The organism is Pseudomonadota bacterium (assembly GCA_027624955.1).
Classification (GTDB): Bacteria; Pseudomonadota; Alphaproteobacteria; order UBA828; family UBA828; genus PTKB01.
Genome location: JAQBTG010000014.1, coordinates 50,179 through 61,389, shown reverse-complemented (window position 1 = coordinate 61,389; position 11,211 = coordinate 50,179). Strand labels below are relative to the sequence as shown.

Here is an 11,211-nt window from a genome sequence, read left to right as displayed (position 1 = left end):
GGCTTATCGTAACGGCAGCATACAGGGAGCATAAAAATGAGACGCGCAAAAACTTTCGGCATCATGTTGGTGGCCTTCTGTTTTGCCGCCGGCGGCCAGGTGATCTGGAAGGATCAGGCGCAAGCCGCATCCGGCCAAGGCGACGCGCTGGTCAAGGAAATCAGCGGATTGATTGACGAAGCGGATAGCGCCCGCGCTGCCGACCCGAAATTCCTCGACGATTTGCGCCAGGCCCTGGAGGACTATCAGGGGCCAAAACTTGTCTCCTTGATGCATGATGATTTCGGCGATGGAAATTTTTCGCGCAACCCGCTATGGCAGGAAGCCGAAGGTAAGTTCACCATTGACGGCAAACGTGGTCTCAAAAGTCTGGCGAACAAGCCGCCGCCCTCGCAAGCTGACATGTTGTCAAAAATCTTGAAGGAATTGGAAGCCAAAAAGGCCGACAAGGGGCGTTACACGCTAGTGCAATCTGCAACCCTCGCCAATAAACCCTATGTGCCGGTTGGCGAAGAGATCGAGCGTGTGCAAGCCGCGATCAAAGCTGCGGATGGGCCAAGCCCGATGCAGGGCCGGCTTGCAGCATTAGAGGAAATTCGCGACGATTCCGGCCGTTTTACGCTAGTACAATCGATGATTCTTTCCGGCAAGCCGAACATTCCGGTAGGCGAAGAGATTGAGCGCACCCAGGAAGTCATTGCCAAGGAGCAGGCCGCCAAAGCCGCCGCACAGCAGAGTGGCCGCGCCGAGCTCTACACCCGGCTGGACATTTCCAACAGCTTCTCCATTCAATTGGATTTGCTGTCGAGCAAGGCCGACGGCCGCTTCGAAATGGATGTCTTCCAAGGCTTCGGGCGCACCGCCGGCTATCGTCTGGCTTATAACGCGGGCGCTTCACCGTCCTTCGAATTGCTGCGTTTTGGCAGCAGTGGCTCGCGCCGCCTCGCCAGCCACAACCAAGCGATCAAGCTCGAAGACGGATATCGCCACCTCATCCTATTTAGCCGCGACGAGTCCGGTGGAATGAGCGTTTCGATGGATGGCAAAACTCTGGTGCAAGCCAGCGACAAAAGTTTCCGCGACCCGTTCAATGGCGTTGCGTTGATCAATAACGGCGGAGAATTCGCGGTGCGTGAGATTAGCGTCATGGGCGTGCAGTAACGCCACGGTAATGGGCGCTCAGTAGCGCCACGGCTGGCCGAACGGCACTTCTGTAGCGTGCTTAAATTTTGCCTTTTTGCGCACCCGATTGAAAAATAGGGTTGGTAGCGCCGAACGCATGAATTGCGGTTCCGGTGATCGCAGAGGATTTCCCCGACGCCAGGAAGAGCGCTAATTCAGCGATTTCATGGGGCACCATCAGGTTGGCGTCCTGCTGCCTTCCCTGGTGATCGAAGGCGCTCCTGAAGCCCTCGGTGTCTGTCGCGCCCGGGCAAATGCAGGTCACGTCGATACCAAACTCCTTGACCTCGGCAGCAACGCTTTCGGTCAGGTTGATCAGCCCTGCCTTGGTGGCGCGGTAGGCAGAGCGGCCGGCGCCGCCTCTTGTCCCGCCAATGCTCGCGATATTGATGACTTTTCCGGAGCCGCGTTGGATCATATCCGGCAGCACCGCTTGGGTGAGGAATACCGGCGCCACAAGGTTTACCTGCAGAACCAGCTTCCAGAGATCGGGGTCGAATTCGACCAAGGTCGCAGAATCATGAATGATGGCGGCGTTGTTGATCAGCACATCTATGCGGCCAAAGGCTTCTAGAGCCTGCGCGGCAATGATGTGGGGGCTCTCTTCAAGCGCTAAATCGGCAACCAGCGCAACCGCCTGGGACCCGGCCTGTTCTATTTCTAGGCAAACGCTATCGAGTTCCTGCTTGTTGCGCCCGGTGGCCAGCACATTGGCCCCAGCCTTGCCGAAAGCGGCAGCGATAGCGCGGCCAATGCCCTTTGTCGCACCGGTAACTATGACGGTCTGGCCGGAAAATTCCTCTGCCATCACAAATTGTTACTCCCTCTGCAGCGATACTGGTTCACGGTACCGCCAGAATCGCGCAAGCGACCACACTCCCCAAAAATCTAGGGCAAAATCTCGTTAAATTAAAAGAATAGGGTCCGGCGATTAGACCGCGTCGCGCACCCATTCGGCCAATTTGGCTTTTGGCAAGGCGCCGACCTTCATCGAAGAAACCTCACCGTCCTTGAACAGGATCAGAGTCGGAATGCCGCGCACGCCGTATTTGGCGGGTGTCGAAGGATTGCTGTCAACATCCACTTTGGCGATGGTGACGGAGCCGCTCATCTCTTCGGAAATTTCTTCCAGGGCCGGCGCAATGGCCTTGCACGGGCCGCACCATTCGGCCCAAAAATCTACCAATACCAGCCCCGGCGCCTTCAGTACTTTTTCGTCGAATTCGGCGTCGGTAACATGGGTAACGGTCATGATTTTCTCCTGCCAATGGGTTAAATTCAATTTAGGTGCGGTGTGGCTGAGCGTCAAGGTGCGTGCGTGTCGAGCACAGCATCGGGCAGCCAGACAAGCGCCGGACCATCGGTAAACAGAAGCGCGCAGCGAATTTCACGGCCGACAAAGATGGCCCGGAGAACGGCGCGGTAATTGGCCATTTGCACCAAATAGGCTGTTGCAATGGCCGATTCATCCGGCGGCGCGGCGCGGCCCGATTTGTAATCGACAACCAACACACGATCACCGTCAACGACCAGCCGGTCTACTTGCCCGGAAATCACGTGCTTTCCCAACACTGCCACGAGCGGCACTTCCGCCTGGCTGTCCGGTCCAAACAGCGCCTGGGCGCGGGCATCGCTCAAAACACTAAGGACTTCCGCTGCAATATCCGCCTGCGCCTGGTCTGTCAGCCCATGCGACGGGCGAGCGAGAAAGCGCAGCGCCGAATCGGTCCGCGCCTCGGGCTCCAACTCCGGCAGCAATTCCAGCAGGCGGTGAATCAAGCGCCCGCGCAAGAAACTGCTGGCGCCATCTTCTTCCAGCGGCCCGCGGGCAGGCGGCGGTGCGTCGATCGGGCGCGACGGGGCAAGCGGGCGCGGCGGGCTCGGTTCGGGCGGCGCGGGCTCGCGAAAATAGGATTTTAATGCGTCGATTTCGTGGCTTTCCGGCGCCATCTCAGTCGCCGGCTCGACCGCCGCCGTCTGCGCGCAGGAGAAACGCAAACCGTCGCCTGACCAGCCGTCGCCCTTGGCGAATTCAAGATTTATTTCTTCGGTCCCTTCCAGTGCGGCCAATCCGTCGCGCACCATATGGTTCCAGCAACCGTCGGGCGGGCTCCTCGTGCCCTGCCAGCCGCACACATAGAGCCTGTCTTCGGCGCGGGTCATGGCGACATAGAGCAGGCGGCGGTATTCCTCCAAATCGCGTTTGCGGGCGCGCTCGCGAAGCGTGGTGCTGAGGCTCTCTTCGCGGGCGCGGCGCCCGGGCCAGAGCGGCAGGGCGCCCGAACTGCCGACAGCATTGTCTTCTGCCCATAAAATGGAGCGCCGATCATGCGGCAGCGACAAGGTATCGGGCAAAAATACGATCGGCGACTGCAGGCCCTTGGCGCCATGCACGGTCATCACGCGCACTTCGTTGCGGGCCTGCTCGGGATCGCGCTTCAAATCGGTTGGCGCCGCGCGCAACCAGTGTAGAAATCCTTGCAAAGACGGCGGGTGGGCGCGCTCATAGGCCAAGGCGGCGGAGAGAAACTCATCTATCGGGTCTGCGGCTTCGATGCCGAGGCGGCTAAGAAGCTGGGTGCGCCCGCCGCCCGCGCCAAGAAACTCAGCGTAGAATTCAAACGGCGGGCGAAAATCGGCGGTCGCCAGGAGCCCGCTCAAGATGCCATGGGCGCGGGTGAATTGCGGATTCTCGGCGCGCCGGGCGGTCAACCGGCGCCACAGGCTGTCCACGCCGCGCTGCCAGGCAAGATCAAACAATTGTTCCTCGTCGAAGCCGATAAACGGCCCCTTCAACAGCGCTGCAAGGGTGAGGTCATCGGACGGCAGAAGCAGGAAATCGCCGAGCGCCATCAGATCCATCACCGCCAATTGCTCGGTCAATTTCATGCGGTCCACACCGGCGACATCGACATTGCGCGCCTTCAGGGCGCGTACCAGGGCAGCAACGAAACTGCCGCGCTGGCGCACCAGCACCATGATATCACCGGCCCGGATGGGGCGGTTTTTCGATTCCAACCAGCCGTCGCCGCCCGGGACTTGCCCGGCTTGCAGCCAGCCGGAAATCTTATCGGCAATCACCGCCGCCAGCCGCCCAGCCGGATCGTCGCCGGCGCGGCGTGTGACCGGCGGCGCCCAAGGCGCCTCTTCGGGCCCGGCCAGCGGCACCGCCACCGGCCATATTTCGACCAATCCTGCCTGGCCGATACGTTCGGCGTCATGATGCAGGCGCTCGCCCGACGGCACCACGCCGGCTGCGGCGTCCGCGCCCGCAAACACGGCGTCCACCGCCCCCAGCACGGCGACGGTCGAGCGGAACGAACGCTCAAGCGGCACTTCGCGCCATTCACGCCGTGCATCTTCCACCCGGCGGCGGAATTCCGCCCGCATGTCGGCCAGAGCTTCCGGGTCAGCGCCTTGAAAACTAAAGATCGATTGCTTTTCATCGCCGACGGCAAAAATCGTGCGGGCGCCCTGTTGGCTGTCTCCGTAGGCATCCTCATGCGCGCTGTCGCCGGCGAAAAATTCTTCTGCCAGGGCGGCGATGACCGACCATTGCGCCGGGCTGGTGTCCTGCGATTCATCGACCAGGATATGGTCGAGGCCGCCATCGAGCTTGTAGAGCACCCAGGGCGCGATGTCCTCGGCGGCGAGGAGTTTGCGCGTTTCCATGATTTGATCGCCATAGTCGAGAACCGCGCGGGCGCTCTTTTCCTGGCGGTAATAATGCAGCATGCGGGCGCCGAAGCGGATCAGTGCAGCGCTACTGTGCAGCACCGCAACGGCCTTGCGATGCTCCTCTAATGCCAACAGGCGCGCCTGTTCGTTGGCCAGCGCCTCCGCGGCCTCGGGCGCGGCTTCGCGAACCGGCTTTGTCGCCAGAGATTTACGCGGGTTGCCTTCGCGGGTGATGAAAATTTGGCAATAGCTTTCAAACCCGTTCCGACGGGCGGTTTCGTCACCGGCCAGCCACGCGGCGATCAAGCCGCCGCGCACCGCATCGGCGTCGGAGCCCTTCGCCAGCGCCGCGGCGGCCTCGACCAGCGCCGTGCGCTCGAATTCGCTCTCGACGCAGGCCGAGCGAACAAGATCCGTTTCGTTTTCATCTTGCTTGGCGCCCAACATGCGGGCAATCGCCGTCACCATCTTGTCGCTATCCGCGGCGCCGCCGGGGCCACGCTCCAACCTGTCGCGCGCCGAGGTCAATTCGCCCATCAAACTGGCGAAGCTGTCCTCGCCGATTTGCGTTGTGATAGCGGCGAGCGCGGCGGCGAGCTCTTCGTCTTCACCCTGGCGGGCATGGCGCAACAGGCGGTTCTGCGCTTCGTTCAGCAATTCGCGCGCGGTGCGGTCATCGGCCACGGCAAAATGCGGCGCGATGCCGGCTTCAAGCGGAAAACGGCGCAGCAGAGATTGGCAAAAAGCGTGAATGGTGAGGATCTTCATGCCGCCCGGCGTGTCCAACACATGGGCGAACAGCATACGGGCGCGGCGGAACTCCAAATCCTTGGGCGCGCGGTCGAGCATTTCGCGGAGCGCCATATCCAATATTTCGTCGCCCGCGGCGGTCCATTCGCCGAGCGTGCCGGTGATGCGGATGGCCATCTCCGCCGCCGCCGCGCGGGTAAAGGTGAGGCACAGAATACGCCCCGGCTCGGTGCCGCCCAGCAGCAAGCGCAACACCCGGTCGGTCAGCACTTTCGTCTTGCCGGTGCCGGCCGAGGCCGATACCCAGACCGAAGCAGCGGGATCGGCGGCGCTTTGTTGCGCCTCGGTCATGCCTCATCCTCGGTCTCGCCGCTCGACCATTCCTGGACGCGCTCGAGATGGGCATAATCGTTCCAGCTCGGCTTTGCGTCAGGGCGCGGCAAGGCATGGTAGGGGGTATTCGGATTGTCGAATTCGGCGATCAATGCCAACAGGCCGGCCTTGGCCGCCGCCGCCAACACCGCCGGATCATTTTTCTTGAGCGGCAGCATCTCGCCCGCCGGCTCGGCGCCATTGAGTTTCCAATAGGCGAGCTCGGCGACGGCGTCGCGCGCAACGCCTTCGAAACCACCGGCCTCAGCGATCAGCGCTTCGAGGGACAGCTGCGGGCGGCGCCCGGCGGCAACTTGCTTCTCGCTCGGGATGTTGCCGGTCTTGTAGTCGATGATAGTGAGCCCGCCAGCCGCGAGACGATCAATGCGGTCGGCTTTGGCGGTTAACGTAAAATCGCCTTCGGGTCCGGTGAGAACCAATTTTCCGCTCACTTCGGAGGCCAGCGGCGCGGCGCTGTGGCGTCGAGCAACTTCGTTTGCGACGAACCACACGGCGATGCGCTCGAAACGTGGCCACCAAAAGGCCATCACGCCTGGGACGGAGGAAAAGCGCGCGAATTCTTCGCGGCCGAGCGCGAGCAGCCGGGGCAGCGCCTCGGACGGGACGGGAGTGGGACCTGTGGGAAATTCAGCGATGAAGCGATCGAGGATGCCGTGAATGATCGTGCCTTTGTCAGCGGCGCTCGGGTCGGCGTCGATCTCGTCGAGTGCCCTCAGGGCGAGAATGTGACGGGCATAGATGGCGTAGGGATCACTCAGCCAGATTTCGATCTGGGTCACGGAAAGGCGGCGCGGGCGGGCGACGAGCGGCGGGCGCGGCGCCGGCGGGAGGCCGGGTTGGGCCGGCGAGTCCGGCTCGTCGAGTAATTCCTGCCAGCGCAGCCAAACATGTGATTCCTGTTCGATGCGCGATTCCTGTTTGATAAAGGTGTCGAGGCGGCCCGGCGAGAGCACGGCCTTCAGGCGCGACAGCCAGCGCGATGGCACCGTCGGCTCCCCCTCCACCCGCCGGGCGCGGGTCAGCATGACTTCTGGCGCGGCGCAGCATTGCGCGAAATCATGCGCCGACAGGCCGATCCGCCGTTCGTGCGACGGCAGGCCGAACTCGGCCCGCATCGCCTGGCTCATCCACGGATCGGCGTCGGGCGCGGGCGGCCAGCTGCCCTCATTGAGACCGCCCAGAATCATCACATCGGCACGTTGCAGACGGGCTTCGAGCGGGCCCCAAATAAACAGCCTCGGATGGCCGCCATAGCGTGGTCGCACGACGCGGCCTTCCAACAGGGCATCGAACAAGGCGGGATATTCCCAACCGTTCAACGCCGGCGCATGATCGGCGCTTTCAGCCAGTTCCGCCATGAACGCTGCCGCCGCCTCGCCGGCCTCGCCGGACCACAGGCGTTCGGCGGCCGTTTCGGCAGCGCTCGCGGCCAGCCATTCGGCGAAGCCGACATGCGCCTGCACGATCTGCTTGAGCGCGACCCGTTCCGCCATCAATTGGGTGAACGGCAGGGCGGCGGCGGCGATGGCGCCGAGCCAATCGGCTGCCTGTTCCTGTTCCTCGCCCGCCGCCTGGAGAGCGTGGCGCAAGCCGTCGAGGCCGGTCTCGGGACGGGCACCGCGCAGCACCGCGCGCTCGACGGCGCGCAACATTCGGCGAAAATCTTCCGGCGCCTCGCCGCCTGCCGCCAGCGGATGTTTGAGCGCTGCCAGAAAGGCGACCGGCGCGGCGCGCTCGGCAATCAATCTTGCGGCGAGACGGAGAAACACGCCCGGCGCGCTTTTGCCAAGCGGTGCACCAGCGGAATCGTCGATTTCGATACGCCATCTTTTCAATTCCGTGGCGACGCGGCGCGCCAGTCCCCGATCAGCCGTGACCAGCGCCGCCGTGGCGTCCTTCCGCATCAAACTGGCGCGCAAGCGCAGGGCGATCACACCGGCCTCGGCGCTCGCGGTGGCGCATTCGCACAGGGTAAAATTTTCGAGCGCGTCAGGATCGACCAGCGGCATGCTGCGCCACGCGCCCACCGTTTCAGCCGGGTGCAGGGCTTGGGCAATCAACGCCGCGCGCGAGGTCGAGCCGGCAGATGTGTACGGCGCCGGCCACGGCCGGGCATCGTCACGGGAAGCGCCGATGCGGGCGAGAAGCTGCTTCAAGCCGAACTGCGGATGGCTCGGCCCCAGGGCGCGCCAACTGTCTTCATCCAATTGTTGATCTAGCCCGGGCAGCACGAGACAGCCCGCCGGCAAGCGCGCGACGACCGCCATCAAATCTGCTGTCGCCGGCAGGCTGCCGGTCGAGCCGGCGGCGATCACCGGCTCCAGCGGCGGTTTCTCGCGCCATGCCGCGGCCAATCCGTCGAGTACCGCGTTGCGCCGGGCGGCGATATCGACGGCATCGTTTTCGGCCAGAATCTTTGGCCAATGCACGACCAGAAGTTTGAGAAAATCGAGCACCTTCTGCCAATGGGCGGCGTGGCGCTCGGGCGCCAGATCGTTCAGACCGGCAAGATCGAGGCGCTCGCTCTGCGCCTGATCGAGAAAACCGCCCAACTCCTGCGCCAAGCGAACTGCCTGATCGATATGGCCATCGGAATCGCGCGCGAGAATAAGCTGCGCCAGCACGAATTGGCGGCGGAGCGGCGCCAGTGCCGGCGGAAAATCGCCGCCCTCGGCCAACCCTTGAGCGCCGGATTCATCTTCGTCAAGATCGCCGAGCGGGCGGATGCGCGGCAGGAGAAGCGCGCCGCTTTCCGATTGGCGCAGGAATGCCTCGGCCAGAGCACGGCAGGCACGCCGCGTTGGCAGCAGAATCGTGACCCGGCTGAGCGCCAACGGATCGGCGTCGCTGCGCGCGATGATTCCGCCATGCAGCAAGCCATCGACCAGCGCATCGGCGAACGGCAACTCAGGCGCGATGGTGTAAATGCGCGGCGCTGGATTCAATACGCTCATTCGCGCGCTCCTTCGCGCCGCGCCTGCAACAACCGCCGCCCGGCTTCAGCCAACGCCTCGGGCGTGCCAACATGATACCACCAGCCGTCATGTTCGAGGGCGAACAGACGCCCCGCCGCAGCGGCCTCGTCATAATGCAAATTAAGCGAATAGGGGCCGCTCGGCGCATTGTGAAACAGGCGCGGGTGAAGCAATTGAACGCCGCAAAAGATATGCGCGTCGGCGGCACCGATGGCGCGCACCGGGCGGCCGTCCTCGCCGAGGTGGAAATCGCCGCCGCCGGAATGGCCGACCGCGCGCGCCGGGGGGCAGAGCAGCAGCAGCGCATCCATGCGCGCGTCGTCCCAGGCCGCCGCGAGCCGCCCCAGCGCCGTCGCGCTATCCAAAATGGCGTCGCTGTTGAGCACAAAAAACGGCGCCGGGCCCAAATGCGGCAACGCCTGTGCCACACCGCCGCCAGTATCCAGCAACTGCTTTTCAGGCGACAGACGAATCGCTGGTGTAGCATGGCGGGCGGCGTACGCTTCAACATGCGCGGCCAGCACATCACCAAGATAATGGCTATTAACCACGACCGATTGACTGCCGGCGGCAGCCAGTAGATCGAGCACATGGTCGATCAGCGGCCTGCCGGCGCACGACATCAGCGGTTTCGGCAAGCTATCGCTGGCGGCGCGCATGCGCGTGCCGAGCCCTGCGGCAAGCACCATTGCATGGCTTGGAAAATCCGTGCTCATCACCCGCCCCCGCGCTGCGACGCCGGCACATGTTGGGCGAGCCATTGCGCGACCGGCGCCAAGGCCGGGTGGCGGAGATCGGCGGCGATGTAGCGCCACACCCGTGGCAGATAGTCGAGATAACCGCGCTTGCCATCACGCCGGGCAAGACGTGAAAAAATGCCGGCGATACGGAGATTGCGATGGGCGCCCAAGATCGCGTAGGCGGTGCGGAACGCCGCGACGTCGAGCTCAGGAAAGGCGGCGAGGAAGCGCGCGATCATCGCCGCCTGTAAATCCTCCGGCACGTCGCGGCGGACATCTTGCAACAGCGACATCAGATCATAGGCGAGCGGCGCCGCGACGGCGTCTTGAAAATCGAGCAGGCCGACCCTGCCGAGCCCTTCGCGGCCCGGCAACCACATCAGATTGGCAGCGTGAAAATCGCGCAAGGCGAGGCCCTGGGGCGGCATCAGAGCGAGCTCATGTGCGTCCCGCCATGCCGCAACCCAAGCATCGACTTGCGCCGCCCGTGCCGGCGCAGCACTGCCGTCGGGCGGCCACCATTCAGCGAACAGGCGGATTTCAGCCGCCAGATAATCCGCGTCCATGGCCGGAATACCTGCGCCAACCGGCGCTCTGCCCAGTTCGACAAGAAGATCGACGGCGGCGCTATAGAGCATCACCGCAGCGGGGCCGCTCGGGTCTTCGAGGCAGCGCGAAAAACTGAGATCGCCCAAATCCTCGAGCAGCAACAAGCGCCCGGCGCTATCTTCGGCCAGAATACCGGGCGCACTGTAGCCGAGGCCGCGCAAGTGCCGCGCGACATGGCAGAACGGCCCGATATCTGTGGCGCCGGAATCCATCAGCACGGCGCTTTCACTCCCGCGCCGCAAGCGCAGATAGCGTCGCGCCGAGGCATCGCCGGCCAACGGCGCGCACACCGCGCCGGACCATCCGGCGGCGGAGAGAAAGTGATCTATTTCACGGCCGCGCTCAGGTGCCCCGCGCGCCAAGTTCGTCATGCCCTGAGGCGGCGCAGCAAGTGCGCGGCGCGCGCACCGTGCGCCATGAATGCCGCGCGCCGGGAGGTTTCGCTGTCGCCCGCAGTCAGGCGCATCTCCAACCAGTCCAGCGGTTCGTTGCCGGCCATTTTTTCCGGCCACTCGATCAGGCAGATCGCGCTACCGAAGGCCTCTTCGATGCCGAGCTCATAAATCTCTTCGGAATCCTCCAACCGGTAGAGATCAAAATGCCAAACCGGCGCGCCGCCATCATTCTCATAAATCTGAACCAGCGTGAATGTCGGGCTCGGCACGTCGACGGGGCCCATCCGGGCACAAATAAAGGCGCGCGCGAAGGTCGTTTTGCCGGCACCAAGATCACCGGCAAGGCCGATAATATCGCCGGCCTCGGCCAGGTGTGCCAAGCGGCCGGCGAGCGCGTCGGTGGCGCTCAGGCCATCGAGCCGCACAAGGAAGGGATGCAAATCGTCAGGATGCGACATCGCCTAAATCATAGCATACCTGCGGCGGCGT

At 63.7% G+C, this 11,211-nt stretch carries 8 protein-coding genes; 1 reads left to right on the top strand and 7 read right to left on the bottom strand.

What is annotated here, in order from left to right:
• Positions 1–36: 36 nt before the first annotated feature.
• Positions 37–1,161 carry a hypothetical protein gene (locus tag O3A94_07390; GenBank protein ID MDA1356077.1) on the top strand — a complete coding sequence of 375 codons (1,125 nt, stop codon included), beginning with the start codon at positions 37–39 and terminating at the stop codon, positions 1,159–1,161.
• Between the two features lie 61 nt (positions 1,162–1,222).
• Here the strand turns inward: O3A94_07390 and O3A94_07385 are convergent, their stop codons facing one another.
• The 7 genes from O3A94_07385 to tsaE all read right to left on the bottom strand — a co-directional run bounded on the left by O3A94_07385 (position 1,223) and on the right by tsaE (position 11,180).
• On the bottom strand, positions 1,223–1,990 hold the full coding sequence (locus tag O3A94_07385; protein MDA1356076.1) for an SDR family NAD(P)-dependent oxidoreductase: 768 nt from the start codon (positions 1,988–1,990) through the stop codon (positions 1,223–1,225).
• 123 nt (positions 1,991–2,113) lie between these two features.
• Positions 2,114–2,434 carry a thioredoxin TrxA gene (gene trxA, locus O3A94_07380; protein ID MDA1356075.1) on the bottom strand — a complete coding sequence of 107 codons (321 nt, stop codon included), beginning with the start codon at positions 2,432–2,434 and terminating at the stop codon, positions 2,114–2,116.
• A 53-nt stretch (positions 2,435–2,487) separates the two neighbouring features.
• On the bottom strand, positions 2,488–5,961 hold the full coding sequence (addA, locus tag O3A94_07375; GenBank protein MDA1356074.1) for a double-strand break repair helicase AddA: 3,474 nt from the start codon (positions 5,959–5,961) through the stop codon (positions 2,488–2,490).
• Positions 5,958–8,957 (bottom strand): double-strand break repair protein AddB, encoded by a 3,000-nt coding sequence (addB, locus tag O3A94_07370; GenBank protein ID MDA1356073.1) that lies wholly within the window; start codon positions 8,955–8,957, stop codon positions 5,958–5,960. Before addB ends, addA begins: the two co-directional genes overlap by 4 nt.
• On the bottom strand, positions 8,954–9,694 hold the full coding sequence (locus O3A94_07365; protein MDA1356072.1) for a nucleotidyltransferase family protein: 741 nt from the start codon (positions 9,692–9,694) through the stop codon (positions 8,954–8,956). Before O3A94_07365 ends, addB begins: the two co-directional genes overlap by 4 nt.
• Positions 9,694–10,689, bottom strand: a complete 996-nt coding sequence (locus O3A94_07360; protein MDA1356071.1) for a phosphotransferase — start codon at positions 10,687–10,689, stop codon at positions 9,694–9,696. The genes O3A94_07365 and O3A94_07360 overlap by 1 nt, the downstream gene beginning before the upstream one ends.
• 5 nt (positions 10,690–10,694) lie before the next feature.
• Positions 10,695–11,180 carry a tRNA (adenosine(37)-N6)-threonylcarbamoyltransferase complex ATPase subunit type 1 TsaE gene (gene tsaE / locus O3A94_07355; protein MDA1356070.1) on the bottom strand — a complete coding sequence of 162 codons (486 nt, stop codon included), beginning with the start codon at positions 11,178–11,180 and terminating at the stop codon, positions 10,695–10,697.
• Between the last annotated feature and the right edge of the window lie 31 nt (positions 11,181–11,211).

What these genes read in the sequence shown, in the direction of transcription:
- tsaE (MDA1356070.1), bottom strand. Translation starts at nt 11,180, where the DNA reads ATGTCGCATCCTGACGATTTGCATCCCTTCCTTGTGCGGCTCGATGGC.
- O3A94_07390 (MDA1356077.1), top strand. Translation starts at nt 37, where the DNA reads ATGAGACGCGCAAAAACTTTCGGCATCATGTTGGTGGCCTTCTGTTTT.
- addB (MDA1356073.1), bottom strand. Translation starts at nt 8,957, where the DNA reads ATGAGCGTATTGAATCCAGCGCCGCGCATTTACACCATCGCGCCTGAG.
- addA (MDA1356074.1), bottom strand. Translation starts at nt 5,961, where the DNA reads ATGACCGAGGCGCAACAAAGCGCCGCCGATCCCGCTGCTTCGGTCTGG.
- O3A94_07385 (MDA1356076.1), bottom strand. Translation starts at nt 1,990, where the DNA reads ATGGCAGAGGAATTTTCCGGCCAGACCGTCATAGTTACCGGTGCGACA.
- O3A94_07365 (MDA1356072.1), bottom strand. Translation starts at nt 9,694, where the DNA reads ATGAGCACGGATTTTCCAAGCCATGCAATGGTGCTTGCCGCAGGGCTC.
- trxA (MDA1356075.1), bottom strand. Translation starts at nt 2,434, where the DNA reads ATGACCGTTACCCATGTTACCGACGCCGAATTCGACGAAAAAGTACTG.